Source organism: Alkaliphilus crotonatoxidans (genome assembly GCF_054658015.1).
The window spans coordinates 1,338,393-1,364,655 of the sequence record NZ_BAAHXS010000004.1 but is presented as its reverse complement, the minus strand read 5'-3'; the positions used below and the strand labels follow the sequence as shown (position 1 = coordinate 1,364,655).

At 39.2% G+C, this 26,263-nt stretch carries 31 protein-coding genes, 8 tRNA genes and 1 pseudogene; 11 read left to right on the top strand and 29 right to left on the bottom strand.

Annotated elements, in window-relative coordinates:
- Positions 1-21: 21 nt before the first annotated feature.
- The 10 genes from ACYQ1I_RS09060 to ACYQ1I_RS09015 form a co-directional block, all read right to left on the bottom strand.
- Positions 22-1,410 carry a glycoside hydrolase family 1 protein gene (locus tag ACYQ1I_RS09060; RefSeq protein WP_459764482.1) on the bottom strand — a complete coding sequence of 463 codons (1,389 nt, stop codon included), beginning with the start codon at positions 1,408-1,410 and terminating at the stop codon, positions 22-24.
- A 12-nt stretch (positions 1,411-1,422) separates the two neighbouring features.
- On the bottom strand, positions 1,423-1,683 hold the full coding sequence (locus ACYQ1I_RS09055) for a hypothetical protein (RefSeq protein WP_459764480.1): 261 nt from the start codon (positions 1,681-1,683) through the stop codon (positions 1,423-1,425).
- Between the two features lie 221 nt (positions 1,684-1,904).
- Complete coding sequence (locus ACYQ1I_RS09050) at positions 1,905-2,297, bottom strand: RDD family protein (RefSeq protein ID WP_459765330.1); 393 nt, start codon at positions 2,295-2,297, stop codon at positions 1,905-1,907.
- 11 nt (positions 2,298-2,308) lie between these two features.
- Positions 2,309-2,557, bottom strand: coding sequence for a zinc-ribbon domain-containing protein (locus ACYQ1I_RS09045; protein ID WP_459764478.1), 249 nt, complete (start codon positions 2,555-2,557; stop codon positions 2,309-2,311).
- Positions 2,558-2,783: 226 nt separating this feature from the next.
- Positions 2,784-2,963, bottom strand: a complete 180-nt coding sequence (locus ACYQ1I_RS09040; RefSeq protein ID WP_459764476.1) for a hypothetical protein — start codon at positions 2,961-2,963, stop codon at positions 2,784-2,786.
- Positions 2,964-2,965: 2 nt separating this feature from the next.
- Positions 2,966-3,115 carry a hypothetical protein gene (locus ACYQ1I_RS09035; RefSeq protein WP_459764474.1) on the bottom strand — a complete coding sequence of 50 codons (150 nt, stop codon included), beginning with the start codon at positions 3,113-3,115 and terminating at the stop codon, positions 2,966-2,968.
- Between the two features lie 114 nt (positions 3,116-3,229).
- Positions 3,230-3,664, bottom strand: a complete 435-nt coding sequence (locus ACYQ1I_RS09030) for a phage holin family protein (protein WP_459764472.1) — start codon at positions 3,662-3,664, stop codon at positions 3,230-3,232.
- 296 nt (positions 3,665-3,960) lie between these two features.
- A complete protein-coding gene (locus tag ACYQ1I_RS09025; protein WP_459764470.1) occupies positions 3,961-4,506 on the bottom strand; it encodes a hypothetical protein in 546 nt (181 codons plus the stop codon).
- A gap of 262 nt (positions 4,507-4,768) precedes the next feature.
- Positions 4,769-5,611, bottom strand: a complete 843-nt coding sequence (locus ACYQ1I_RS09020) for a [formate-C-acetyltransferase]-activating enzyme (protein ID WP_459764468.1) — start codon at positions 5,609-5,611, stop codon at positions 4,769-4,771.
- A gap of 17 nt (positions 5,612-5,628) precedes the next feature.
- Positions 5,629-7,926, bottom strand: a complete 2,298-nt coding sequence (locus ACYQ1I_RS09015) for a formate C-acetyltransferase (protein WP_459764466.1) — start codon at positions 7,924-7,926, stop codon at positions 5,629-5,631.
- Between the two features lie 201 nt (positions 7,927-8,127).
- On the opposite strand from ACYQ1I_RS09015, the gene ACYQ1I_RS09010 reads away from it, so the two are divergent.
- The 7 genes from ACYQ1I_RS09010 to ACYQ1I_RS08980 all read left to right on the top strand — a co-directional run bounded on the left by ACYQ1I_RS09010 (position 8,128) and on the right by ACYQ1I_RS08980 (position 15,265).
- The gene (locus ACYQ1I_RS09010; protein ID WP_459764464.1) at positions 8,128-8,889 is read left to right on the top strand and encodes a DeoR/GlpR family DNA-binding transcription regulator; all 762 of its coding nucleotides are present in this window, start codon (positions 8,128-8,130) and stop codon (positions 8,887-8,889) included.
- 354 nt (positions 8,890-9,243) lie between these two features.
- Positions 9,244-11,277 (top strand): BglG family transcription antiterminator, encoded by a 2,034-nt coding sequence (locus tag ACYQ1I_RS09005; protein ID WP_459764462.1) that lies wholly within the window; start codon positions 9,244-9,246, stop codon positions 11,275-11,277.
- Positions 11,270-11,734 (top strand): PTS sugar transporter subunit IIA, encoded by a 465-nt coding sequence (locus tag ACYQ1I_RS09000; RefSeq protein ID WP_459764460.1) that lies wholly within the window; start codon positions 11,270-11,272, stop codon positions 11,732-11,734. The genes ACYQ1I_RS09005 and ACYQ1I_RS09000 overlap by 8 nt, the downstream gene beginning before the upstream one ends.
- A 20-nt stretch (positions 11,735-11,754) precedes the next feature.
- Positions 11,755-12,426, top strand: coding sequence for a fructose-6-phosphate aldolase (gene fsa / locus ACYQ1I_RS08995; protein WP_459764458.1), 672 nt, complete (start codon positions 11,755-11,757; stop codon positions 12,424-12,426).
- A gap of 222 nt (positions 12,427-12,648) precedes the next feature.
- Positions 12,649-13,707: a PTS fructose transporter subunit EIIC gene (locus ACYQ1I_RS08990; protein WP_459764456.1), complete on the top strand. Its 1,059-nt coding sequence runs from the start codon at positions 12,649-12,651 to the stop codon at positions 13,705-13,707.
- 64 nt (positions 13,708-13,771) lie between these two features.
- A complete protein-coding gene (locus ACYQ1I_RS08985; RefSeq protein WP_459764454.1) occupies positions 13,772-14,089 on the top strand; it encodes a PTS fructose-like transporter subunit IIB in 318 nt (105 codons plus the stop codon).
- A gap of 186 nt (positions 14,090-14,275) precedes the next feature.
- Positions 14,276-15,265 carry a Gfo/Idh/MocA family protein gene (locus tag ACYQ1I_RS08980; RefSeq protein ID WP_459764452.1) on the top strand — a complete coding sequence of 330 codons (990 nt, stop codon included), beginning with the start codon at positions 14,276-14,278 and terminating at the stop codon, positions 15,263-15,265.
- A gap of 181 nt (positions 15,266-15,446) precedes the next feature.
- Here ACYQ1I_RS08980 and ACYQ1I_RS08975 read toward each other — a convergent pair whose 3' ends face one another.
- The 5 genes and pseudogenes from ACYQ1I_RS08975 to ACYQ1I_RS08955 all read right to left on the bottom strand — a co-directional run bounded on the left by ACYQ1I_RS08975 (position 15,447) and on the right by ACYQ1I_RS08955 (position 17,247).
- On the bottom strand, positions 15,447-15,824 hold the full coding sequence (locus ACYQ1I_RS08975; protein WP_459764450.1) for a hypothetical protein: 378 nt from the start codon (positions 15,822-15,824) through the stop codon (positions 15,447-15,449).
- Between the two features lie 447 nt (positions 15,825-16,271).
- Positions 16,272-16,439 carry a GrpB family protein gene (locus ACYQ1I_RS08970; protein ID WP_459765328.1) on the bottom strand — a complete coding sequence of 56 codons (168 nt, stop codon included), beginning with the start codon at positions 16,437-16,439 and terminating at the stop codon, positions 16,272-16,274.
- A 3-nt stretch (positions 16,440-16,442) separates the two neighbouring features.
- A pseudogene (locus ACYQ1I_RS08965) lies at positions 16,443-16,634 on the bottom strand (phage antirepressor KilAC domain-containing protein); the annotation flags it as partial.
- A gap of 188 nt (positions 16,635-16,822) precedes the next feature.
- Positions 16,823-16,996, bottom strand: coding sequence for a hypothetical protein (locus ACYQ1I_RS08960; RefSeq protein WP_459764448.1), 174 nt, complete (start codon positions 16,994-16,996; stop codon positions 16,823-16,825).
- Positions 16,997-17,076: 80 nt separating this feature from the next.
- The gene (locus ACYQ1I_RS08955) at positions 17,077-17,247 is read right to left on the bottom strand and encodes a DUF739 family protein (RefSeq protein ID WP_459764447.1); all 171 of its coding nucleotides are present in this window, start codon (positions 17,245-17,247) and stop codon (positions 17,077-17,079) included.
- A gap of 157 nt (positions 17,248-17,404) precedes the next feature.
- Here ACYQ1I_RS08955 and ACYQ1I_RS08950 point away from each other — a divergent pair, with 157 nt between their 5' ends.
- Genes ACYQ1I_RS08950 through ACYQ1I_RS08935 form a run of 4 tightly spaced genes read left to right on the top strand, consistent with a single transcriptional unit; the run spans position 17,405 to position 19,121 of the window.
- Positions 17,405-17,863 carry a helix-turn-helix domain-containing protein gene (locus ACYQ1I_RS08950; RefSeq protein WP_459764445.1) on the top strand — a complete coding sequence of 153 codons (459 nt, stop codon included), beginning with the start codon at positions 17,405-17,407 and terminating at the stop codon, positions 17,861-17,863.
- 15 nt (positions 17,864-17,878) lie between these two features.
- Positions 17,879-18,169, top strand: a complete 291-nt coding sequence (locus ACYQ1I_RS08945; protein WP_459764443.1) for a hypothetical protein — start codon at positions 17,879-17,881, stop codon at positions 18,167-18,169.
- Positions 18,170-18,201: 32 nt separating this feature from the next.
- Positions 18,202-18,666 carry an ImmA/IrrE family metallo-endopeptidase gene (locus ACYQ1I_RS08940; RefSeq protein ID WP_459764441.1) on the top strand — a complete coding sequence of 155 codons (465 nt, stop codon included), beginning with the start codon at positions 18,202-18,204 and terminating at the stop codon, positions 18,664-18,666.
- The gene (locus ACYQ1I_RS08935) at positions 18,657-19,121 is read left to right on the top strand and encodes a tyrosine-type recombinase/integrase (RefSeq protein ID WP_459765326.1); all 465 of its coding nucleotides are present in this window, start codon (positions 18,657-18,659) and stop codon (positions 19,119-19,121) included. Before ACYQ1I_RS08940 ends, ACYQ1I_RS08935 begins: the two co-directional genes overlap by 10 nt.
- 93 nt (positions 19,122-19,214) lie before the next feature.
- Here the strand turns inward: ACYQ1I_RS08935 and ACYQ1I_RS08930 are convergent.
- The 14 genes from ACYQ1I_RS08930 to ACYQ1I_RS08865 form a co-directional block, all read right to left on the bottom strand.
- A tRNA-Arg gene (locus tag ACYQ1I_RS08930) sits at positions 19,215-19,291 on the bottom strand.
- A 31-nt stretch (positions 19,292-19,322) separates the two neighbouring features.
- Positions 19,323-19,399: transfer RNA gene (locus ACYQ1I_RS08925), tRNA-Arg, on the bottom strand.
- A gap of 6 nt (positions 19,400-19,405) precedes the next feature.
- A tRNA-Gly gene (locus ACYQ1I_RS08920) sits at positions 19,406-19,480 on the bottom strand.
- Between the two features lie 37 nt (positions 19,481-19,517).
- Positions 19,518-19,600: transfer RNA gene (locus ACYQ1I_RS08915), tRNA-Leu, on the bottom strand.
- A 21-nt stretch (positions 19,601-19,621) separates the two neighbouring features.
- Positions 19,622-19,697: transfer RNA gene (locus ACYQ1I_RS08910), tRNA-Gln, on the bottom strand.
- An 11-nt stretch (positions 19,698-19,708) separates the two neighbouring features.
- Positions 19,709-19,784 (bottom strand) — tRNA-His (locus ACYQ1I_RS08905).
- 9 nt (positions 19,785-19,793) lie between these two features.
- A tRNA-Arg gene (locus ACYQ1I_RS08900) sits at positions 19,794-19,870 on the bottom strand.
- Between the two features lie 4 nt (positions 19,871-19,874).
- A tRNA-Gly gene (locus tag ACYQ1I_RS08895) sits at positions 19,875-19,948 on the bottom strand.
- Positions 19,949-20,156: 208 nt separating this feature from the next.
- Entirely contained in the window at positions 20,157-20,621 is a 465-nt protein-coding gene (locus ACYQ1I_RS08890) for a metallophosphoesterase (RefSeq protein WP_459764439.1), read from the bottom strand.
- A 4-nt stretch (positions 20,622-20,625) separates the two neighbouring features.
- Positions 20,626-21,231 (bottom strand): XTP/dITP diphosphatase, encoded by a 606-nt coding sequence (locus ACYQ1I_RS08885; RefSeq protein ID WP_459764438.1) that lies wholly within the window; start codon positions 21,229-21,231, stop codon positions 20,626-20,628.
- A gap of 27 nt (positions 21,232-21,258) precedes the next feature.
- A complete protein-coding gene (rph, locus tag ACYQ1I_RS08880; protein WP_459764436.1) occupies positions 21,259-21,996 on the bottom strand; it encodes a ribonuclease PH in 738 nt (245 codons plus the stop codon).
- A gap of 161 nt (positions 21,997-22,157) precedes the next feature.
- A complete protein-coding gene (locus ACYQ1I_RS08875; protein ID WP_459764434.1) occupies positions 22,158-23,150 on the bottom strand; it encodes a GerMN domain-containing protein in 993 nt (330 codons plus the stop codon).
- Between the two features lie 82 nt (positions 23,151-23,232).
- Positions 23,233-23,754, bottom strand: coding sequence for a DUF2179 domain-containing protein (locus tag ACYQ1I_RS08870; RefSeq protein WP_459764432.1), 522 nt, complete (start codon positions 23,752-23,754; stop codon positions 23,233-23,235).
- Between the two features lie 143 nt (positions 23,755-23,897).
- Entirely contained in the window at positions 23,898-26,039 is a 2,142-nt protein-coding gene (locus ACYQ1I_RS08865) for an N-acetylmuramoyl-L-alanine amidase family protein (RefSeq protein WP_459764430.1), read from the bottom strand.
- Positions 26,040-26,263 lie beyond the last annotated feature (224 nt).

Genomic DNA, 26,263 nt, shown 5'->3' with positions numbered 1-26,263 from the left:
GACTCAACTCTATTAACCTCGCTAGAACCCGTTATTTTGGGAAACCATTTGAAACCATCGACCGCTTTTTTTAATGGTTCGCTCACCAGCCTTATCAAGGTTGACAGAAATGAAACCATATCGGTTTTTGTAGGCATTGCACCATGACCAGTTGTCCATAAAGGTCCACATATGGTATCCCTTCACATTGGCCCCCGCCTCAATGGCTCGATGTATCCAAATCAGATGGGATCGAACAAAGTCAATTCGGTAATCATCCTGGATTATACCCTTTTCATCCCGAAAGCGTTCTTCATTCTCTACCCCCATTCCATTTTCAGAAATAAAGCATTCAATATTACCGTATTTTTCTTTTAGATTTATCAAAATATCGTATATACCCTTTTCATAAATTTCCCAGCCCCGATGGGGATTCATTTTTCGCCCCGGCATGACGTAGTGGTCAAAATAGCGGTCGGGCAGGAATGGTGCCTCTGGATTAGGCAGATGCTCCTTGGCCTTCACCCGCCTTGGCTGGTAATAGTTGATGCCCAGAATATCGATGGTATTATCTTTTATCAACTCCAAATCCCCGGCTTCGATTACCGGCATGTAGTTTTCTTTTTTCAAAATTTCCACCAGCTCTTGGGGAAATTGACCCTTAACGGCAGGATCTAAAAAAGATCGGTTGAAAAAGGCATCGGCAATCACAGAGGCCTTTAAATCTGCTGGATTTTGACTTCGGGGATAGGAAGGGGTAAGATTCAATATGATTCCAATCTTGCCCTTCTGCCCCGATTCCCGATAGGCCTTGATGGCCTTGGCGCTGGATAGGGTCGTATGATAGGCCACCTGTACAGCCTTTCTAAAGTCAACCTCGTTGGGGTAATGAAAATCATAAAGATACCCCCCTTCAACGGGTACAATGGGTTCATTATGGGTAAACCAATGCTTCACTCGATCGCCAAAGAGCCGGAAGCAGGTGGCTGCATAGACCTCGTAGAAATCTACCACTTGACGGCTGGCCCAACCGCCCATTTCCTGCATTGCCATCGGCATGTCGAAGTGATAAAGATTTACAAAGGGAATAATTTCATGGGCCATTAGTTCATCAATCACCCGGTTATAAAAATCTACTGCTTTTTGATTAAGTTCACCCCTGCCTGATGGAAACAGCCTTGACCATGAAATGGATATTCTGAAGGAATTATGGCCAATTTCCTTCATGAGTCTGATATCCTCCCTGTATTTCTGGTAAAATTGCGAGGTATCCCGAGGGCCCACTTCATTAAAAAAACGATTAGGCTCTATTTCATACCAATGATCCCATATATTTTTGCCTTTTCCATCTTGATCGGCTGCCCCCTCTATCTGGGGAGCTGAGGTGGCCGATCCCCACCAAAAGCCCTTTGGAAAAGAATATTCTACCATCTTATCGCCCCTTTACATTTCTTTTTCACTGATTGTTTTTTCTTCCTGCTCTCTTTTCAAATTGGTTCGATCTATAAATTTCAGGAAGTGAAACCAAATTATAAATACAATGGCCAGGTTGATCAACTGCAACAATCCGCCCGCCAGGGAATTGGTGGCCATTAGCCCACTGAAAAAAATGGGGACTGTCCAGGGAACAGTTTTGCCTAGTCTACTCATTTGTATATTGGCATCAAATATTGTTTTCTCCTTGGCTTCCTTTTTTACCGTCACCTCCCGCTAATTCCGAAATATCCGAAAATCTTTACATTTATAATTATATACTTTTATTTATAAATGTCTATACATTTGACATAAAAACTTATCATTTTATTATTTATATTCATATTTGCGCCTTTTCAAAAGGTGGAATGTCAAATTTCACCTTTTTCCCAATAACTTTAATTTTAAGCATAAAAAATGCCAGGCAATTTGCCTGGCAAAACTGAAAAATATTAATAATTAGCCGCTGAAGATTGCTGTTTTCTTTCTATTGAGCGCTTCCTTACAACATAGGTTCCTGCCATTTTATCGTGCAGCCCTTGCTTTCGCTCTGTGAAGGCAGCCATAATGTAACCTATTCCAATGATTAAACCGGATACAATGCTACCAAAAAACCGACCGGTGGCTTTACCAAAGGATATACGGTTGACATTGGCATCCACCACCACGATCCCCAGAGCCATTTTTCCAAGGGTAGCCTGTTTACTGGAGGATTCCATCAAAGTACAGTACAGCCAGTTTATGGTCAGCCCCAAAATAGCTCCCAGGGACTCTACCATTTCTATTATCTCATACTGATAGAATCCCATTAATACCATGACAAAGGCCACAACAAAGCCCATTATTCCCCCTGTTATTATTCCAATACTACAAAATCAATTAAGGCTGCCGCCACACGCTGGAAAAAACCTGCGTACTCTACTACATTTAGGCTGGTAGCCCGATTCAACAGCTCACAGCCACATGCTACACAAATTTTTTGATTTGGCTTCGTACTTGCCCCACATTCCTGGCAATAATTACTCTCTGCCATCGGATCGAATCCGCATTCGCCACATATTTTTACATCTTCACTTACCTCTTTTCCACAATTTCTGCATCGCATTTCAGCTTCCTCCTTAAATATTCGACTCTGTTCATATGGAAAGGGGATGACCACTGCCCTATTAATAATTCATTCATATAATTCCAGTTTGCGGCATAATTCCCTCCTATTGTATATGAACTGTCATTTTATTCGACGTATCAGGCACTGGCACCTGCAAAGATAACAAATTCAAATGAATAAATAGGATAATAGGACATAAGGCCCAGTGCCTATATGTATCATACTAAAACTCCCTGTCAATCCTTTGGTGGATATTAACAGGGAGTCTTATTTGCTTATTACTTCTCTGGGCGCCGGCCAGATCCTCTACTATTCTATGGAAATTACATCCTGTATCCTTACCTGCCTTTACCCATAGCTGATCCACCCTTGAAAGCAACCTGCCTAGCCTATCACAGGCCATTCTTATGTTTGCATTTCATGATACAGGGCCTTTTTACTCAACCTTTTCATTTCCCTTAAAACCAGCTGTTTTTCCTCATCAGTTAGGTTTTTGAAGGCTTTATAGTCTTGATATATTTTTTCTGCCAGCAAGCTTAATTGATTACCTTCCATAATTCTCCCCCCTAATTCGTCCTAATATGATTATACAGAACGTATGTTCTTAATTAAAGCGGTAAATATTTGCAGCAGCAGTTGAGGATCTCAACCGATTAAAGATATTCCTACCTAAGGCAGCTTCACTTCATCACCCTTCTTTTTTAAAACATCAATGGCCTGGGTAATCACTGGCGGTAAATCGACGCCCATAAGGCCGATGTTCTCTAATATACTGATCAATTCGCCCACTGTGAACCCTATAATCGTAGCATTTCTGACCAGTTCTCCCGTATCCATCAGCATATCGAGGCTGGTTCCAATTAATACTACCAAAAGAACAGCCCCCTTTCTAAATAACCCCTTAAAGCCTGCTTTACTTTCCAGGGTTCCGGTGTCTGTTTTGGGGCTGGTTTTAAAAACTGCCGCCACCACTAAGCCTGTCATATAGTCTGTTGCCATGAATAATACAAGTGTTTGCAATGCTGTATCCCACCCTCCTAGTTTTTGTGCGGCGGTGCTTAAAATTGCTGCCAAGCCTATTTTAATTCCATTTCCAAGATTCATCCTTTTTTCTCCTTTCTAATTTTGATCATAAAAAATAACACCCTTTGGTGTTTAGTTTGCCTGCCAATTAAATTTTATTTGGTCTAAATCAATCTTTCAGGGGGATTGTTTTTATCATATCATATAGGCATACTGTAACATGGTATAAATATGGCTGTATTCAGGGTTTTAAAACTAAGCCTTTCTTTGAAGGCTTGAAAGGACAACTATTCTCTAGCATTTTATTGATTATAGGGAATAAAAAATACCAAACCCATAGCGGAATTGGTATTTTTTTATGTAAAACCTTATAAACATTAAACGCTGATTGTTTCAACAGGACCGGTTCTTCTCCTTGATTTAGCCACAAATTGAAACCAGATTCCCATTACGGTGGCAGCGGCCCCAATGATAATTAAAGGGAGCTTGGCATCTCTTATTACCTTCTTCATTTCTGTCAGCCCCGCTTCCACCGTCATATCTTCGGCACTTCCAACAAAGTATCCGGAATCAAAAACGAATACAGTTCGCCTTGTGCTCTTATTGGCCAACAGGGATTGAAGAATGGCCGTACCCTCAGGCAGCTCTTCATATAGCTCATATAGTCCATTGGAGGATATATAGTAAATACTATATCTGGTTTTTGTGCTGGTAGCCGAGCCTCCCCCATAGGTTTTAATGGTATATTTCCCCGCCGACCGAGCATGGAATAAATGATTACCATCGCTCGTTATTTCCTTCGGTAATGCACCTAGCTCCTTGATTAATCCAAAAGAATTACTTGCCAGCATTACGATACCAATAATTAAAGCAGCTATTCCAATGATTTTGTAGTGTTTTTCCGTAATTGCATAGGTTGCCATACTTTCCCTCTTTTCTCCATATTTTCTATGAAATAGCTTACAATATATTTTATAGGAATGCAATTACAAAAAACCGTATAAAGCGCTGCTTTTATTCTTCAGGTGCTTATAAAGGCCCTTTTCCCATAAAGGCCACAAAAAATATAGTACAATAGTCCCTGTCGGGTTATGCCAATAGGGTGCCAAGAAACCAAAAAACACCAACCCACAAGGTGTTGATGTTTTTTTGGTTATGATGCCTGGGGCTTGAATTGGCTTTAGCCTATTTCCCTCCCACAATAACAGTTAATCCCCTTTCCTCCATCCTTCGTTGAATAGCCGCAATTTCTTCCTGGGTAAGGGGCTTTAAAGAGGCCAGTGAATAGTCTCTGCCCAGGGCTTTATATTTTGAACTGCCGTACTGATGAAAGGGAAGGATATGAACCTCCTTGAGTTTATGGGAGGTAATAAAGTCGATAATGGCATCGATATTTTCCTCATCCGTTGTAAAACCAGGAATGAGGGGAATTCTAGGAATAACGGGAACTCCTTTATTCACCAGACTTGAAAAGTTGTTTTTGATGATATCAATATCCGCCTTTAAGATATCCTTAGCTTTTTTTCTGTCCATAATTTTAAGATCAAATAGTACTCGATTCAAGTAATCAGACATTTTATCAAGGGTTTCCCACTTACCAAAGCCAGTGGTTTCTATAGCTGTATCGATTCCCAATAGCTGAAGCCTTCTTAATAATTCAACAGCAAAGGTACCCTGATTTAAGGGTTCTCCACCAGAGAGGGTAACGCCGCCCCCGGTACTGTCATAAAATACCATGTCCTTTTTAACTTCCCTCAGCAATTCTTCTACCGTCATTTCCCTGCCTACTGTTTCTAAAGCTCCTGTGGGGCAATCCTCCGCAGTAGCACGACAGGTAAAACAGCTGTCACTGGAGCAATTGATACACAGGGACTCCTTACGCATCATTTCCGGCTCAGGGCTTTGGGATTCGGGATTGGAACACCAGGGGCATCTTAAGGGGCAGCCCTTAAAGAAAATAATTGTTCTAATTCCCCCTCCATCATGGATACTGTACTTCTGTATATTAAAGACAATCGCCTTTTTCATTTCGATCACACCTTGGTTTATAATCTATGCTCTGTTCTATTAATGATATCATCCTGAATGGACTTGTTTAACTCAACAAATAAAGCACTGTATCCTGCAACACGAACAACTAGATTTTTATATTTATCTGGATGCCTTTGTGCTTCCTTCAAGGTGGCAACGGAAACAATGTTAAATTGGATATGCTGAATTTTTAATCGCATAAAGGCTTGAAGATAGCCAATGAACTTCTGAATACCCTCTGTTCCTTCCAGGGCAGAAGGGCTGAATTTGACATTGAGAAGGCTTCCGTTTGTAGTCAAATAATTGTCTAGCTTACTGACACTTTTTAGTACCGCTGTAGGGCCCTCCAGGTCTCTACCTACCATAGGTGACAGACCTCCATCCGCCAGCTGTTCCTTGGCTAGTCTGCCATCGGGTGTAGCACCTACTGCCTCCCCCAATGGGATATGGGCAGAAACGGTATAAGACCCTGGCTGGAAAATTCCGCCTCTGATATTCTTGTATTTTTCTACCTCTTTACAATAGTAGCTTAGTATATCGCTTCCAATATAGTCAACCTCATCTATATCATTGCCGTACTTAGAAAATTTATTTATAAATCTTTGACGCTGTACTTCGCTGCCATCATAGTTGTTTTTTAGCATCATGATTAATTCTGATAAGGCCATATCCTTATTTTCAAACACGACCTTCTTAATAACGTACAGGGAATCACTCAAATTACCTATACCAATTCCTTGTACGCCAGAGAAATTGTATTTTGCCCCTCCAAGGGCCACATCTTTTCCATTATCTATGCAGTTTTCGATAAAACAGGATAGTAGTGGAGTCGGGGCAAAGGCACCATGGGCTTCGTCAACAATATTTGAACCCTCCACCATATAAACCACATATTCCTTAATAGTTTCCTTAATGGCCTCAATAAGGGACTCAAAGGTTTCAAAATTTCCTTCGTGCTTATTTAAAGTTACCTCCATCACCTTCAATAGGTTAAATAGTGCAATATCGTGAAGTCCATAGGTTTTGCCCGGCAGAGACAGCTCTACACAGCCAACAACGGCATAGTCCCTGGCATCCTCTAAGGAAACCCCTCTATTAAGATACCCTGGGATGATCACTTCATCATTAAAGAGCTGGGGTATTCCTGTTCCTAATCTTATGGTTTCGGCAACTTTAATTAGAAACTCTCTAGGGGACTTTTCATGGATTCTGGCCCCCAGATTAGGCTGGGGAAGCTGAATATCTGCATAGGTGTCCAGCACAAGGTAGGATAACGCATTGGTAGCATCTCTTCCCTGTCTGTCGACCCCTCCTAAAATGATGGTATAGCCTGTAGGGAAGCCAGCAAAATATTTGGCACTGTCTTCACTTCTCAATAGAACGACATCGTTCATTTTAAGCCAAAGGCATCGTAAAAGCTCCTTGGCTGACTCTGTATCCATCCCCGCTTCTATTGAAGCAGCATAAAAGGGGTACATATACTGGTCAAATCTTCCTGGAGAAATGGAGCTTGCATTGGACTCATACTGAAGCGCAGTATTGATATACCAAAAAAGCTGCAGGGCTTCATGGAAGGAATCTGGTTTATCTTGGGCTATTTTATAGGAAATTTTACTTATCTCCAGCAGTTCTTCTTTTCTTGTTTCATTTTCCTCTTGATGGGCCATGGTTTCAGCTAGCTTTCCATAGCGCTTAATATATCTTTGGGTAGCCTTAAGGGTGATTAAGGCTGCTTGATAGAATTCATTGGAAGGGCTTTTTTTCAAGACCTCCTCGACTTCCATTACCATATATCCCAAGCCATGATTTAATAATTTATTATAGGATGGAATAATATGCCCCTGCCCCTTGTCTGTTTGGTTAATTTTAACGATGCCCTCTTTACTGGCCTTTTTTACTTGGTCTGTCATTTTGGAATTAACATAATTTTTTAAAGACCTGCCGTCCCAATAGGAGAATAATTGCTCTCTAAAGTAGGCTTTGTCCTCTTCAGAAATAGAAAATTGATCCTGGGGTCTTGTCGCTAGGGTATCTAGTTCCTCTAAAATCCAATAGGGAGACATTTCAGGAGAAGCAATACCAGATCGTGGCTTTACAGTTCTACCGCCTACAATGAGCTCACCTTCATTAATTGTAATTTCAACATGATCCATTATATAGGCCGTAGCTTTAGCTCTCCTGATAATGGAGGGTTCTCCTTCTGTCTGCCTGTAGCTCTCTGTGTAAAGCCTTGCCCTTTCAAGAGAAATCTCTCTTTTATCAGCAAACAACGAATTTTTCAAGCTTTGGATTCTTTTACTGATTTTATTCATCATACCACCCCTTATTCATGTATTGTTTATTATTATTTTATATTATTTGTTATTACTTTGCAAGAATAAACTATTAACGATACCAGTGGCAAAGTAAAATACATATGTAGTTTCAACAATAAAATTCAGTTGAAAATAAATAAAAAGTTTTATATAATCGTAAACAGGATAAAATAATATAAACTAATAAAGGAGAAGGCTATGTTTGCAAAGGAGCGATTGAATCAAATTACACAGATACTCTTTACAGAAGGAAAACTCATTGTAAAGGAGCTGAGTGACAGGTTTAATGTTTCAGAGGATGCCATAAGAAAGGATTTGAAAATCTTAGAAAATCAAGGAATTCTTGAACGAACCTACGGAGGCGCCATATTAAAGAAGCAGATGGCTGAATTTGTAAAGCTAGATGAACGAAAGCATTATAATGTTGAATCGAAAAAGATCATAGCTGCCAAAGCCTTTGAAATCATTAAAAATGGTGAAACCATACTATTAGATATTTCTTCGATCAACTTAATTCTAGCAGAAATGATCAGGGATTCTTCATTGGAGATTACAGTAATTTCAAATTATATAGATATATTATATACCCTGGCTAAAAATTCTAACCTGCAAATTATATCACCCGGAGGCATATTATACCAAAACGTTGGCGGGTTTGTCGGCTCGGCAGCCATTGAATCTATTGAAAAATATAAGGTTCAAAAAGTCTTTATCGGAAGCTGTGGTGTAGACCTGGCCACTCAAAGTGTTACTACCTTTAACATAGAAGACGGAAATACTAAGAAAGCCATTATTAAAAGTGGTATGGAAGTAATACTGGTAATGGAGAAGCAAAAGTTCTTTTATGACGGCACCTATAGGTTTGCCAATATTAGTGAAATAGACACGATTATTACCGATGAAAGGCCCTCTGAGACGATCGTTACCAGCCTTGAAAAGCATAGGGTAAAAATCCTATAAAAACCACCTCATAAATGGCCAATCCTTCGGGAGCAATAGGCCTTTTTTTCGACATTGATAAAAAGAGAAAATATACTTAAACATTAGTTGAATGCTATCGTACATTACATAATTAATATCAATACAGGATATATTATCAATATTATTGAAATTTTCATAATTTGATACACCCATTAAAACAGTCTGTTTCAGCCTGTTTTATGTTTTTATGTAAACATTTGCCCCATTAATACATAACAATTTATTACGTTTAAAGCGTTGAAAATACTATATAGTTATGATAATCTCTTTTTGTAAACACATTTTAATTTATGAAATGCCACATTTAATAAACCTGTTAAGTGAGGTTTAAACATGAAGAATATCTTTAATGAAAGATGCCAAAAAATTTTGGAAATTTTAATCAGTAGGGACACTAGCATTACAATAGACCAGCTGGCCAGTATGCTAAATGTTTCTAATCGAACCATTCGAAGCGATCTAGAAAAGATTGATATGTATCTATCTGATAATCCCCATGTAAAGCTGCAGAAAAAACCCAGAATAGGGGTATGGATCGATGGAGATCAGCAAGGTAAAAATCGTTTAAAGGAAATCATTAATAGTGACGAGGTTTACGTACAGCCCCATTCCCCTGAGGAAAGACAGCTTTATATTATCAGAAGACTGATTCAATCGAGGGAATCTATTACTATGCAGGCACTGGCTGATGAGCTATATGTCAGTAGAATTACTATTTATAATGATTTGCATGGTGTGGAGGAATGGCTAGGTAAATATGAGCTAAAGCTTAGAAGAAAAAAAAGACAAGGTATAGAGATCACCGGTAAAGAAAAAAATTGGCGTAAGGCAGCTACAGAATTACTATTACTATTAAAGAAAGATGATGAAATTAAGAGTCTATTGACTAATAACGAAACGTTGCCATTAGATAGCCGATTAAGCCAGAAGGATTTAACGCATATTAAAGAGTTATTGCCTAGCATAGAAATAACCAAAATCGAAAAAATTTTAAATGAGGCTGAAGGAAAAATGGAATTTGCTTTATCTGATGAAGCCTTTGCCAGTCTGCTTATTCATATCGCCATCGGTATTGAAAGACTGAAAAACAACAAAGACATTAAAATGGAAGCAAAGCAGCTATTTACAATCAAGAATCAAAAAGAATTTCAAATGGCTAAGTGGATTGCAAAGTCCATTGAAGAATCCCTGGGAATTAAGCTGCCAGAACCGGAAGTTGGGTATATAACCCTTCACCTTCTTGGTGCTAAGGTGTATGAGCCCTTTGGCACCAGCAGCAGTGTTAACGAAATATTAAAAAATATCGAACCAAAGATAGTAGAATTGACCAAGGAAATTATTGCCTTGATAGAAAATGTTCTATCGGTGGATTTTCAGAAGGATGAAAAGCTTTTAGCAGGTCTGGCCCTTCATCTTAGGCCGGCTATCAATAGATTAAAATATGGGCTGAGCTTAAGAAATCCATTGCTGAAGGATATAAAGTCAAAATTCCCAAGTGTGTTTGGAGCATCATGGAGCTGTAGTGCCTTATTTGAAAAACATTTCGGGGTAAAGGTAACGGAAGAGGAAGTCGGATACCTGGCCATGCATATTGGGGCAGCCCTAGAGCGATTAAACCGAAAGACAAGGGCGATAATTGTATGCACAAGTGGCATAGGAACAGCCCAACTGGTGGCTACAAGATTGGAAAGCAGTATTAAAAAGCTTGAGATAGCGGGTGTCGTTTCTGCCTACGATTTAGAAAAGCTAAACCCAACGGATTTCGATATCATCATCTCTACAATATCACTTCAATATCCTGCAAAACCTACAATTAAAATTAGTGTTTTTGTTACAGAGGATGATATAAAAACCATTAATCAATATATAAAAAATGTGGAGAGCACAAAGCGTTTTAATAAAGCAGCGTTAGAGAGCAAGGAAGAACAGGATTTATTTAGTGAAGATTTGGTTTTTATTAATTTATCAGTTAAAAATAAGGAAGAATTAATCAAACGGCTGGGCAGCGTGCTTTTGGAAAAAGATTATATCGATAAGGCCTTTATTCAATCGGCTATTGATCGAGAAAGGATTAGCTCCACCGCAGTGGGAAGAGGGATAGCGATCCCCCATGGTCAGCAAGTCTATGTAAAAAAGCCCGCCATTGTGGTGGCAACACTAAAAAACCCCATAGCATGGGCAGAGAGCAAGGTAGACATCGTTTTTCTATTAGCATTAAAATTTGATACCGATACCAATACGAGAAGGTTCTTTAAAGGCTTTTATGCCATGCTAGATAATGAAAAGATATTATCAGAAATACGACAAAAGACAGATGTCAAAGAGCTACACAGCTTCATCATAAGAAAGGGTGACATAAATGAGTGAACTTATTAATAAAAGACTAGTTAAGCTGAATTTAGAAGCCAATACTAAGGAAGAAGCCATAAAAGAGCTGGCAAAGTTAATGGATCAAGAGGAAAGATTAAACAGCTATGAAGATTATATAACGGAGGTTCTGCGAAGGGAAAACCTTTCCACTACAGGAATTGGCTTTGGAATAGCCATCCCCCATGGGAAGTGCGCAGCAGTAAACATACCTACAGTGGCCTTTGGTAGAAAGGCCAATGGAATAGAGTGGCAGTCTTTGGATGAACAACCGGCTAAAATTGTTTTTATATTAGGGGTACCAGAAGCTGCTGCATCTAATGAACACCTAAAAATATTGGCTGTTTTATCAAGAAAATTGATGAATGAAGATTTTAGAGAAGCGTTATTAAGTATTGAAGAAGAGGACAAGCTGATGGATCTATTAAATGAAGTGTTTCAATCAGTAATGGAATAACAAAAGGGAGGGAACGGCTCATGGAATTATTTTTAGATACAGGAAATGTAAAAGAAATTAAATATCTGGCGGATATATTACCGATTGATGGTGTTACAACCAATCCAACCATCGTTTCAAAGGAAAAGAAACAGTTCGCTAAATTAATTACAGAAATAGCAGAAATAATAGGAAAAGATAAGGCTATCCATGCTCAGGTAATTAGTAAGGATTTTAAGGGGATGCTGGAAGAGGCAAAATTCATTTCAGGCCTTAGGGAAAACATGTATGTAAAAATACCTGTAACCTTTGAAGGCTTAAAGGCCATCAAGCATTTAGCAGCCCTTAATATTAATACAACAGCAACAGCTATATTTACAGCTCATCAAGCAACCCTGGCAGCAAAAGCCGGAGCAAAATATGTTGCTCCCTATGTAAATAGATTGGACAATATCTCTGGAGAAGGGGTTAATGTTGTAAGAAAAATTACAAAAATTATTGACACCTATGGATTTGACTGTAAAGTGCTGGCCGCCAGCTTTAAAAATGCACAACAGGTAATCGATATCATTGAAAGCGGCGTTCACAGTATGACTGTGCCTACAGATGTAATGACGGTTATGATGCAGCACCCATTGACAGATTTTAGTGTGGATCGATTTATATCTGACTGGGAAGAAGCCTATGGTAAAGAAATAAGGGTAATGGACTAGCGAAAAAGTGCTAGTCCACCCTTAAACCATAGAATGAAAACCTTTTCTTAATATAAGAGAATGTTTAAAGTATTTGCAATAAATAGCGCTATTTAATATTAGCCTTACAGGCTATAACAATGAGGTATTGAGAATCTTTTTGCAAAAGAATAAACAAAAAGGGGGAATTTAAATAGTTGTAAACCCTAGAGGTAATTCTATACTATTAAGGAGGAGTTATAAATGTTAAATTTATTAAAAGATACTAGAAAGCATTTAATGTCAGGTGTCTCCTATATGCTTCCCTTCGTTGTTGCAGGTGGGGTATTACTGGCACTGGCAGTTATGCTGTCAGGTACACCCTCTGCCCCAGAAACTGGTGTATTAAAGCATATGTGGGATATTGGTGCAGCGGGAATGGCATTGTTTGTTCCGATTTTAGGAGGATTCATAGCCTTTTCTATGGCAGATAGACCAGGTATTGCCCCGGGTATGATTGGAGCCTATCTTGCAAATTCAATTGGCGCAGGGTTTTTAGGGGGTATTATTGCTGGATTACTGGCAGGTATTATCGTTTATTATTTAAAACAAATTAAGGTTCCAGCAGTAATGCGTTCCGTAATGCCCATATTTATTATTCCTTTAGTGGCCACGTTGACAGTTGGAGCGCTAATTATTGGGATAATAGGTGCCCCCGTGGCGGCCGCCATGACAGGCTTGGAAGCCTGGTTAAACACAATGACTGGTACAAGTAAGGTCGTATTAGGACTCATATTAGGTACGATGATTGCCTTTGATATGGGTGGGCCAGTTAATAAAGCAGCCTTTTTCTTTGCAGTAAGTACCATTCCTACCAATCCCCAAATCATGGCGGCGGTGGGGGTAGCAATTTGTGTCCCTCCATTGGGATTAGCATTAGCTACCATATTAGCTCCCAAGAAATATACTATGGATGAAAGAGGAAGCGGTAAAGCTGCTATCATCATGGGGCTGATCGGAATAACCGAAGGTGCAATACCATTTGCAGCGGCTGATCCATTAAGGGTGATCCCTTCCATTATTGCAGGAAGCGCCGTTGGGTCAGTAGCAGCATTACTCTTGGGAGCAACCAACAATGCACCGTGGGGTGGATGGATTGTTCTGCCAGTGGCCGGTAATAGAATTGGTTATATCATCGCTACAGTATTAGGGGCTATTGTTACCGCACTACTGGTAAATATATTAAAAAAACCTGTAAAAGAAGAAACTCTAACAGATGCAGCCAACGATGATTTAGATGAAATAGATCTTGATTTTGAATAGGGTAAGGTTTTGTTGTAGATAATAATTCAAGCGAAGGATAAAAAAGATGAATGAGGTGGTAAATATGAAAATAGTAGCAGTTACAGCCTGCCCATCGGGTGTTGCCCATACCTATATGGCGGCAGAAGCATTAGAAAAGGCAGCCAAGGAAGCAGGCATGGAAATAAAGGTAGAAACCCAGGGTTCTATAGGTATTGAAAATGAGTTGACACCCCAGGATATTAAAGAGGCGGCAGTAGTTATTTTAACAAAGGATATGGCAATTAAAAATACCGAAAGATTTAAAGACAGTACCGTGGTAAAAATCGCCATAGGAGACGCAATTAAAAAGGCCAACACCCTTATGAAAAAAATCAAAGAGCATGTAGATAATAAAAAGTAATTCATTTGCTTAGCTGACTTGAAAAGGACCTTCAGACACCCATTCTGTTCTGGAGGTCCTTTTAACTAAGTGGGATTATTCTCTGTCAAAGGGTAAAATGTAAGGGCACTATCGTATATCAAAAGAAAACCTTTATATTATTTAAAAGGGCCTATTATATCACTATTTAATTTGGAGGGAAAGTAAATGATCAGATTCGGAGTGATAGGAACCAATAAAATTTCAGATGAGTTTATAAAAAGCGCTGGTGTTTTTAAGGAATTTGTGCTAAATGCGGTATATTCAAGAACAGAGGAAAGGGCCAGGGAATTTGCAGGAAAATATTCGGTAGAAAATATATTTACGGATTTAGAGGCTATGGCAAAGAGTGATCTGATTGATGCTGTTTATATAGCCAGCCCCAATTCACTGCATGCTGAACAGTCAATATTATTTTTAAATAACAAGAAGCATGTATTGTGTGAAAAGGCCGTTGCATCCAATACGAAGGAACTCAATGAAATGCTTGAGGCTGCAAGGAAAAACAACGTTCTTTTAATGGAAGCTATGAAATCAATTTTTATGCCTAATTTTGAAAGCATCAGAGAAAATCTTTATAAAATCGGTAAAGTAAGAAGATATTTTGGAAGCTATTGTCAGTACTCCTCCAGATATGATCTATATAAGTCAGGGAAAACCCCTAATACCTTCAACCCACAGTTTTCCAATGGCTCACTGATGGATATCGGTATCTATTGCCTGTATCCTGCAATTTATCTGTTTGGGAAACCCAATATGATCCAGGCAAATGGAGTTATGCTGAAATCCGGGGTAGATGGGGAAGGCAGTATTTCCTTAAAATACGAAGATATGGATGCTGTCATGATGCATTCCAAAATAACCAACTCGTCACTCCCCAGCGAGATCCAGGGTGAAAAGGGAAATATCATTATAGATAAAATCCATACACCAGAAAACGTTAAGATAATCTACCGAGACGGTACAGAGGAAGAAATATCAGTACCACAATCACAGGCTCCTATGTCCTATGAAATAAAGGAGTTTTTACAGCTAATCAAGGAGCGTAAGCTGGAATCCACCATAAATACCCATGAACTTACCATGACGGTGATGCAGGTATTAGAAACTGCCCGGAAGCAAATGGGCTTAATATACCCTGCCGATTCTATCCTGTAGTTGGAGTAAAGGAGCTTCCAGTGAAATTATAAAACTAGCCGATACAAATAAAGTAGCTTAAAAGCCCCCTGCTTTCTTTACTCAAAGGCAGGGGCATCTTGAATTATGTGAAACTAAAAAAACCGTAGAGTCTATTTCTGAATATTGGGTACTTTAGATATTTATTTAACCTTTGCATTTACTACAATCTATTAAACTGTAATGCTAGCTTCCCTTCACCTGTATTATCAATACTGTTAAAAATTAAAGTCCACTCTCCAACTATTTTTTCAAATTCTCTAATTTCATTAATCGATTTTTTTGATGTAGCTTTTCCATCCCATTTTATATCTCCGTTTGGGTCTTTAAGCTCAAATTCTACCTCACCTTTTGTGAGTGTTAAATTCATTTCTAATTTCATTCCATTGAAGTCTTCTTCAACAGTATAACTATAGGTATCAGTAATTTTCTGACCTTCCGTAATAGCATAGTGTGCTGAACTTTGATTTCTTACAACACATCCTGTCATTCCCAAAATTAGGCTTACCATAATAAGTAGGATCGGAAGCTTTCTTTTCATATTACCTTACCCCCTAAGTTTTTAATTCACTGTTTCTTGCTAACCCGATTTATCGAACAAGAAAATTATACCACATTTTCTATGTTATTATAGTAGTTCTATTTTAAATACCGTATCATTTAGTTTAAAAGAAAATATTATCTATATTTAAGTTTCATACTTATGTTTTAATTTTTACCACATTGCAGTAAATTTCTCGTTATTTATATATGTGAAAACAAGCCTTTTGTATATAATGGTAGTACTTTTGATATCGATAATTATAGGAATAGTTTTGCACAGTCGTTCTGTAGTTTCTAATAATGATCGTTCTAAAGAGCAAAATTTATAATTTTATTAGTTGCGGCTTTTACTTGTAATGCGACATAAAAAATACCGCAAAATAATTGTTTAACTTTTATATTTCTTACATGAAGTAAGAAGGTTGCGAACTATTTTTATAAGTTCTTACTTTCTATAGTAGGCTCTAGCTTTGTCCATAATGCCCATAATGCAATCGGTCTTTGCTTCAACATATTCTCTAGGGCTATAACGAAATTTTAATGAAGCCTCTTTTTTTACTCTTTCATATTCCTTAAATGCCTCTTTATCAATTCGAAGATAATCTCTAAAAATTTATGTATTCATTTTCACATCTGGCCTTCCGTTACTTCTAACGATGTCGATAGTTTCAGAATGGGTATATCCTTTTCCATGGTGTTCCTTGTATAAGAGCCATTGACCACTCTGCTTATACTGTACTTTCAATTCGTGTAGTAATTTATTCATTTCATTACCACTCATTCCATAGTCCTTTGCAATTTGGGTGATTCATGATAATCTTAATGACCTGATTCATTTGTTCTTCGTTCAAGCATCTCACCTCCTTAATTTTAAGCCGTCAGCTGTTTAGCTTTAAGTCTCCTATACTGCTGTTCCAGAAGTCGTATCCTCAGCCGTCCAATTAAGTTGCTTAACTACGTTAAAAGTTTTGCAAAAACTTGGTGTACTAGATGAATTTACAGATTAAGCGGCTTTTGTGGGGCTTTCTTTTGGATTTTATTAATGCCGATTATAACCTGCTTAATCCAATCATCTTCATCGACAGTTACTTCTACCAGTTGCTCCTGAACTTGCCCTTCGAGAGCAGCTATCTTCTTTTCCAAATTCTTAATTCTTTCTTCCTTGGTCATCCCTCTCACCTCCTAAAACCATTTAGTTCTATTTTCTGAACTTTTGGAGTAAAAAAAATATATCGGTATCTCAGAGTCTTTTAAGCCCAATATCTTGCAGACCTTATGAATTTCTTCTTGCTAAAATCGAGCATATTGTTCAACCTTTGACTTAGAGATACTCTGCCTATCCCTAGGGCCTTAGCAAAATTATCTTGAGTACCGAATACTTCTTTAATTTTACCCCTAAGCTTATTATAGTCAAATGCCATTTACATCACCTTCGTTCTTGTTTATGAACTAATAATGTCATGTGCACTTTACGATGTCAATAGCTCTTTTCGTCTTTCTGAACTTTTTTATGTATTTTTTATTTTTTTGTTGTATTTTCTGAACATTACTGTTATTATATTCATAGAGGTGATATAAATGGCTACCATAGCCCAACGGATAAAAGAAGCATTAGAGTTTAGGAATATGAAGCAAGCCGACTTGGTAGAAAAGACAAAAATAGGAAAATCCTCTATAAGCACATATATCTCTGGAGAATATGAGCCTAAACAAAGAAACATCTATAAAATTGCAAAAGCGTTAGATGTAAATGAGGCTTGGTTAATGGGCCATGACGTACCTATGGAAAGACGTTATGTTCCCGGTCAAGATTTGGGTATCTCGTCTCAGTCCCTAGATCTGCTGAAGAATTTTGATAAACTAAATGATTTAGGCAAAATAGAAGCTACTAAAAGAATTGAAGAACTTACCCAAATAGACAAATATACAATTAAAGAAGAAACCAAACCTTGTTTCCAACCTATAGTAGCCCACAACGATGAGGAATTAACAGAAGAAGAATTAGAACTAATGAAGCAAGATATAGATGAATTATAGAAAGGGGATAATGAAATGAATGGCGAAGATAAATTATTTGACCTAATGACTAAAATGTATGCCGATTTAAAAGGCAGTCAGGAAAAGATGTATACCGAAATGAAAGAAGGCTTTAAATCTATCAATGATTGTTTAGACGGTGTTGAAGATAGACTAAACAAAGTTGAGACAAAACTAGAAAATAATATTGAAACTAAAATTGATGCCCTCTTTGATGGCTATAAGCAAAACGCTGATAAATTGGACCGTATTGAAAAGGAGGTTTTAAAACACGATGAAATCATTTTAAGAAAGGTTAATCCGTAATTTTTAATTCAGGGGATAAATTGGTGGATACTATGAATTTGTACGAAAAGATGACTATAGAATCTGAAGAAAATTATATAGTTGTAGTGGAAAAACAATTCAAATCAAAGGCTAAAGGTCTTTGCAAAAATAATAAAATTAGGATAAGAAGAGATCTCGGCACTGTCGCTGAAAAAGTCTGTATCATCACAGAGGAACTAGGCCACTACCACACCACCGTTGGGAACATCTTAGATCAATCCAAAATTGAGAATCGAAAACAGGAAGAGATCGCTCGCCGATGGGCCTATGAAAGATTGGTTAAGATTCAAGACCTCGTCAGGGCCTCACGTGAGGGCATCAGAAACCGTTTTGAATTGGCCGAATACTTAGGGGTTACTGAGGAGTTTCTAGATGGTGTATTGGTATACTATAAAGCCAAATATGGCACCTACTATCAGATGGATAATTGCCTTATCTGTTTTGAGCCGTTGGGAGTCATAGAGAAATTTTTTTAACTATTTTTAAGAACATACGTTCGCAACGAAAGGAGGTGAAAACAATAATAGGTACAACCAAAAACAAAAGAAAAGAGAAGTTCCTTTTCCAAAAAAAACTGGTTCCTAAACTAAAGGAGTATAAAAAATTAAAGGCTACACAAGAATTGAAAGCCGATCATGGGGTGTATGAGGATCAGGGCTTTTTCTTCAGTAACCAGTTTGGTGGCCCAGTAGATTCTAGAAACCTAAGAAGATCATTTGCCCGGATTCTTAAAGCTGCCGGCATATCCTATAAAAAATTCCATACCTCAAGACATACCTTCGCTACAAAGCTATTTGAGAAAGACGTTCCTCTCTCAAGTGTCCAGGAGCTTTTAGGACATAGCAGTTCCAAAACCACTGAAATTTATACCCATGTTTCTAAGGAAAAGAAGGTGGAGGCGGTGAATAAAATTAATGATTTATTCATATAAATACATTTTCCAGTTTCGCCCAAGAGGGAAAAAGAGGGAAAGTTCCAAAACGTAAAAAATACCAACGTATTAAACATTGGTATTTTAACAAAATGGCGCGCCCTGAGGGACTCGAACCCCCAACCTTCAGATTCGAAGTCTGCAACTCTATCCGATTGAGCTAAGGGCGCCTGTTATTATTAAATTGATTGTGGTTGTTACTGGCGTGCCCACAGGGATTCGAACCCCGGACACACGGCTTAGAAGGCCGTTGCTCTATCCTGCTGAGCTATGGGCACACGTTATGGAGCGGAAGACGGGACTCGAACCCGCGACCCTCGCCTTGGCAAGGCGATGCTCTACCACTGAGCCACTTCCGCATAGGAAAAGCCAGTGTGCCAAATTTAATTTTTAATGTGGTGCGGGTGGAGGGACTTGAACCCCCACGGTCACCCGCTAGATCCTAAGTCTAGTGCGTCTGCCAATTCCGCCACACCCGCAATTAAAGCTAAAAAATTAAATGGCTGGGATAGCAGGACTCGAACCTGCGAATGACGGAGTCAAAGTCCGTTGCCTTACCGACTTGGCTATATCCCAATGTTTGTTAATGGGGTGGATGATGGGATTCGAACCCACGCATGCAGGAGCCACAATCCTGTGTCTTAACCGCTTGACTACATCCACCATACTCTTTGGCGTGCCCACAGGGATTCGAACCCCGGACACACGGCTTAGAAGGCCGTTGCTCTATCCTGCTGAGCTATGGGCACAAATTGGAGCGGGTGAAGGGAATCGAACCCTCGCGGTCAGCTTGGAAGGCTGAAGTTCTACCACTGAACTACACCCGCATTTTATCTCTCGTTATTTTTCCTGACATTTAAATATGTTATCATAAATCTTATAACTTGTCAAGGGTTTTTCAATCTTCAAAAGGGCCCTTAACTAGGCACGAGATTTATTATATAGGAATTATGGTGGATGGTCAAGAAATTATTGTTCCCACTAATAATGATTTACAAAGATATTCATTATTATACTTGTATTATCATTAATTTACTATACATTTTGAAACGATACGCCGACTTCCTCATCCAGCTTAAGCAGTGCATAGGACCTTCGGGAGCCCCCCCTTGGAAAAGCAATACTGCCAGGATTTAATAGCACCAGACCATCAATTACTTCATACACCGGTACATGGCTATGGCCAAAAATGACAATATCTGCTTGAACCTCTTTGCCACGATAAAACAGATTGTTCAAACTCTCCTTTACGCCGTATCGATGTCCATGACATATTAAAAAGCGTCTTCCTGCAATTTCCTCAATGATCTCCTCTAGTCCCTTGGGGTCACAGTTGCCTTTGACTCCTATGCCTTTTATTTTTAATTTCTCCATGATATATTCAAAATCGCAATAATTGTCTCCTGTATGGATAATATAATCCACCTGCTTTAATTCTTTTATAACCTTATTCAAGTATTCCATATTAAGGTGGCTGTCCCCTAATACTCCAATCTTCATGCCCTTACTCCTCCACATCTTTACTCAAGGCTGTCATTAGTTTCTCCAAAGCCTTTGCTCGATGGCTAATTTTGTTTTTTTCTTCCTGAGATAATTCTGCAAAGGTTAGTCCAAGGCTGGGGACGAAAAACAAAGGATCATAGCCAAAGCCATTACTTCCCTTTGGCTCCGTACCAATTAACCCAAGGCATTCTCCCCTTACAACCACCTCTTTTCCGTTGGGGTATACAGCTGCCATGGCACAAACAAATCTTCCGGTTCTTTCTTTCTCTGGTATCTGTGCCATTAAGGCCAATAGCTTTTCATTATTTTTTTCGTCGGTGGCTCCTTCTCCTGAAAAACGTGCGGAATAGATACCCGGCTGATTGTTTAAGGCATCCACCTCAAGGCCTGAATCGTCTGCAATGGTTAGATAGCCTGTTTTTTTCATCACAACCCTTGCCTTAATCAGTGCGTTTTCTTCGAAGGTAGTACCATCCTCTATTATTTCTAGCTGACCCAGTCCCACGTCCTTCATTGATTTAATTTCTACATCAAAGCCCTGAAATATTTTTCCGATCTCCACCAGCTTATGCTGATTGCCGGTGGCTACTACGATGGTTTTTTTCATGCTAACGCCTTCCTTTTCCCTTGTATATTATTTTATTTCTTCAGCAATATCCCCCAGGACTTCCCGCTGAAGCTCAATTAACTGCTGGTTACCCAATTCTGCAAGTCTTAAGAGCTCCATAAGATCCTCTCTGGAAAAGGGGGCTTCCTCTCCGGTTCCCTGGACCTCAACAAATTGCCCTTGGTCAGTCATCACTACATTCATGTCAACCTTAGCAGCAGAATCTTCTTCATAGCATAGGTCCAACCGAGGCTGGCCATCTACAATCCCCACACTAACAGCCGATACGAAACTTTTAATGGGAAAGCTACTGATCTGCCCTGACTCCTTCAATTGATGCACTGCGTCCATCAACGCCACAAAGGCCCCTGTAATGGAAGCTGTTCTGGTACCACCATCGGCCTGTATCACATCACAATCAATCCAGATGGTACGCTCACCAATGGCATTTAAGTCTACAACTGAACGCAGGGCCCTGCCTATCAGTCGTTGTATTTCCTGGGTTCTCCCCTCAACCTTCCCCCTGCTAGATTCCCGCACCTTCCTGACCTGGGTGGCCCCGGGCAGCATGGCATACTCGGCAGTAATCCAACCCTTTCCGGTATTTTTAAGAAAAGGCGGAACCCGATCTTCTATTGTAGCAGTACAAATCACCTTTGTTTCTCCCATTTCAATTAAGACCGAGCCCTGGGAATATTTTGTATACTTTCGTTGTATATGTACCTCCCTAAGCCTGTCAAATGCTCTACCATCTATTCTAATCAAATGATCTCATCCCTTCTTTAATGCAATTATGTCTCTTAGTATTGTATCACACTTTATCATATTTTAGTGATAATCGAACAAATTCTTCCTTTGGAAGATTTAAAGCACTTTGAAGCATCAGCTCCTATAGATTATAAAAAAAATAATCCGGGAAACCCGGATTATTTTAAATTTGAGTAGGTTGGCAGATTTAATTTTACTCCTGCTCCCAGTTCCAGTTCTTTACCGCCTGAGAGGATTCTTACCTGACTGATGGTGGGTTCGATTGCCTTTAAGGTTAATCCGATTTCATATACCATAGATTGCTGCAGTTCAGCATTATCGGGTATTCTTTTAATTTCCTCAGACAAATCTATATAGGCAATACCATCCTTGACATAAACATCCTCCACCACGACTCCCTCTGGAATTTCACTATAGAGATTAGTTCCTTCGGGGGCTCCTTCCAATAACGCCACCAGGGCTGACTTAATATCGGCCTTAAGGGCCTGAATTCCCTTGGTAACCGGAACAAAATAGCTATCTACACCGTTGGTAGTGGTTTTATAATAAACCGTTACAGGCACCATTTCATCATCTATTACTGCTGAAAGATTAATTTGCTCCCGTCTAAGGGCATCGGCTGTCTGGGTGCCATGCTTTAGTCGATCTACCTTCTCTCCATTAACCAACAGCTCTACCTGGTCAATGGCTTCAAATTCTGTTAGGGTATAGACAAGGGATTGAATCATGGCCCTTTCTTCAAGCTCAGAGGGATGATTCAATACTGCCTCATTGAAATCTACCTTACAGAGTCCCTCGTTGATTGACATCCCCAGGATTTCTGTACCCGTGGGAAAAACAGGGTTGAGCCCTACCTTATTTAGTTCTTCTCTAACCTGGGGCTCATCTATTAATTGTCTAAGGGCACTTTTAGCAATTCCCTCCTCCCAGGGAATTTTTTTCATAACCGGAATTAAAATACCCTCCTGATCACGATAGTATAACATTGTTTCCCGTAGGCCATCCTGAAGGGTAAAATCAAGATCATTTTCTATATTTAAATTCACATCAGTTTCTTTATCCCCTATTAATTTAGTTAGGGGATTACCACAGGCTGTTAATAAAAAAACACAAATCATCATGCAAATCAGAAGCCCTTTATTCCTTCTCATATTTTAATTGTCCCCCTCTTAATCCTTTCCACAGGAAAGAAAACTTTATACCATTATATTAAGGGGGCCAATGTTGTATTCTTTATTTCTTTTTAATGGCAGGAAAATAGCCTCCACGAATTGAACGGGCATCCATAACCGTTACAAAGGCATTTTTATCCTGCTCATCCAGCAGCCTATAGAGCCTGCCCAGATTTTTTCGCTGCAAAGTAACATTTAATAAATGTCGAATTCCCTGTCTGCCGTAGCCCTCAAAAACCGTCACACCAAACCCTTCATTTCTAAGCTTTTCGACAGTCTTTAAAACCTCATGCTCTGTAATCACCTGAACAACAATGCTTCCCAAGGCCATTTTCTCCTCCAGGAATATTCCCATGTAATTTCCTGTCGCAAAGCCCGAGGCGTACATGATAACATTGATGGGATTGTCTAAGCCGCTTAAAACCTTACCGATGGCCAGTACATAAATGGTCACCTCAACAAAGCCAATTAGCGCCGCCTGCAATCGCCTTCCCCGTACCACCATAATCATCCTGATTGTTGCCATACTTACATCTGTCACCTTTGCAAAGAAAATAAATAAATAGCCAAATAGGTACTCCATGAACCATCCTCCTAAATTTTATCCTATTTTATGTGTGCACCTAATTTCATTTTAATCGCAATTTGTCTAAATAGATAGTCTCAATTTAATTATTTAGACAATCTAAAAGGCCAAACAATTGGCCTTAGATTTAAATCGTACTATTAATTGAATTTTGTTTGTTCAAAATATTGTACCGTTGCATTAAATAGCGCTTCAGCAGCCTTTTGACGATAGCTTTCTGTGGTCAGCTTCTTTTCCTCCTCGGGATTGGTCAAGAAGCCCAGTTCAGTTAATATGGCCGGCATGGTCGTCTCCCTTAATACAAAGAAGTTGGCTGTCTTGGCACCTCTGTCATGGCCTTCCAACTGCTTCACCAGTTCTTTTTGAAGGAGCTTGGCCATGGTGCTGCTTTGATTATACTTGGTCAGATTTTCTTTATTTGGATGATAATAGGTCTCTATACCATAGGGTGCAGGATTTGGTATTTGTTTCTTTGTGACTGGGTCCAGCATGGTTGAAGCATTGGCGTGAATACTGATAAACAGATCAGCCTTCAGCTGATTTGCCACATCAGACCGATCCTGTAGGGCAATATAGGTATCATTGTTTCTAGTCATATAGGTTCTAAAGCCTGCCTCTTTTAGCATCTTATCAAGTCGCAGTGCTACATCCAGCACAATTTCTGATTCCTTTTTATTTAATATGGCAGAGGTCGTACCTGGGTCATGGCCTCCGTGTCCCGGATCAATGACAACCAAAATCTGACGATTCCGATTGGAGTTTTTAAGCTCCAGCACCAGTTCACTGCTATTGGAGGCAGCAGGAACATTCAGCTCTACATCACTTTCCAAGGTAATAAGAACCCGATGATTTGTTTTGTCGCTACTGTCTACCTTCACATCCCTGATCATGTGATCTCCGATATTAATATCTGAAAATTCCAACGTTTGATTTTTTCCCTTTGGAATCAATACTTCCACTAGATTTGACCCAGGCTTTGAAACTTTGTAATTTCCTGCGCCCTCACCCTTAAAGATTAGCTTTGCTGTTGTCCAGCCGGTCTCCTGATAGCTGATTTGACTATAGGGCTTGCCTTCCAGATGAATCAGCAGCTGATGATCCTTTAGCTCATAATAAAAGTCTTTACTATTGACGCCGTTTTGCAGGTCTATCGCTACACGAACGATCTTATCATCAGGCTTGTAGTGTTCATCGGGAGTAAATTGAGCAACCCTAACTCCCTTTGCTACACGCCCATTGACGTTTACTTCATAGGATTTACCCTGAAGGTAGGAATCTTTAATATCTACCACCAGACGTCTTGGATTTTCCAGCTGGATTATATTGTAATTTTCAACGAAATCCCCTTCAATTACAACGACTTCCTTCAGATTAATTAACTCCGTCTTAACCGACCTGACATAGTTTTTAAACTGAATGACCAGCTCGCTGGTCTTCTCATCAAAGCTGATCTCATGACCTATTTCGCCGTTCATTTCCACAACCGCCCTGGTAACATAGGGGTCTTTGCTGAATTGAGACAGCCTGACAGCCTTTAAAACCGAATGTGTTATGGACTCACTATAGGATCCGTTGGCTAATAAATTCTTTGAATCCTCTATATCAAATTGAACATCCTTCAAATCCAGCACTAACCGGGTTGGATTGGTTAAATTCATTTCATCATAGTTTACCTTGCCAGTGGTTTTTATTCTTATCTCTGGAAGGCCCTTATTGATATTTACTTTAACATCTTTTACAGCAACCCTTTCCTCTGTCTCGTTAGGGGGCAGGGAATCATCAGGCTTATGGGGCTCTTCCTCTTCTTTTAAGCTGAGGAGTACGGTTCTTGTTTCATCCTCCCAGCCCACTTCCATTCCAATGGTTTCTGCAATAAAGCGAATTGGCACCATGGTACTGTTGTTAATCAGCTTTGGGGGCACATCATCGGGAAGCCTCAGGGCCTCCCCATTGACCATGGCCACTTCGCTGTCAATTTTTAATAGAATCTCCTTTGAGGCTGTTTTAACCATTACTTGATAGTTTTCTCCGTCCCACTCTATTTCTGCATCAAGATTTTCCATAATGGCCCTCAGAGGAACCATGGTACGCTCGTTATATAATACGGGAGGCACATCAGATTTGATTAGTTTATCATTCAGCTTCAACTGCACCACATGGAATTTGACCAGTTTTCCATCCATGGTCATCTGGACAGTGGACTGGCTTTGATTTCCATAGGCTGCAATTGTGGCAACAAAAATAAACTGTAGAACTAACAAAATTGAAATTATTTTTTTCATCGACATGTCCTCCCTCTACTGATGGTTTCCTCGTGCCAAAGACTATATCGGCATCATCGTTACTGAATGTTCAAAAACATAAAACAACAGTTTTCCCGGATATTTTCACCACTCTATATTAGTTATATCATTTTAAAAAAACTTATGTCAACAAATCCCGACAAATGTCATGAACATGTAATAATGACTTTCATTTGTAATAATTGGGTTTCTTTTAGCCTTTT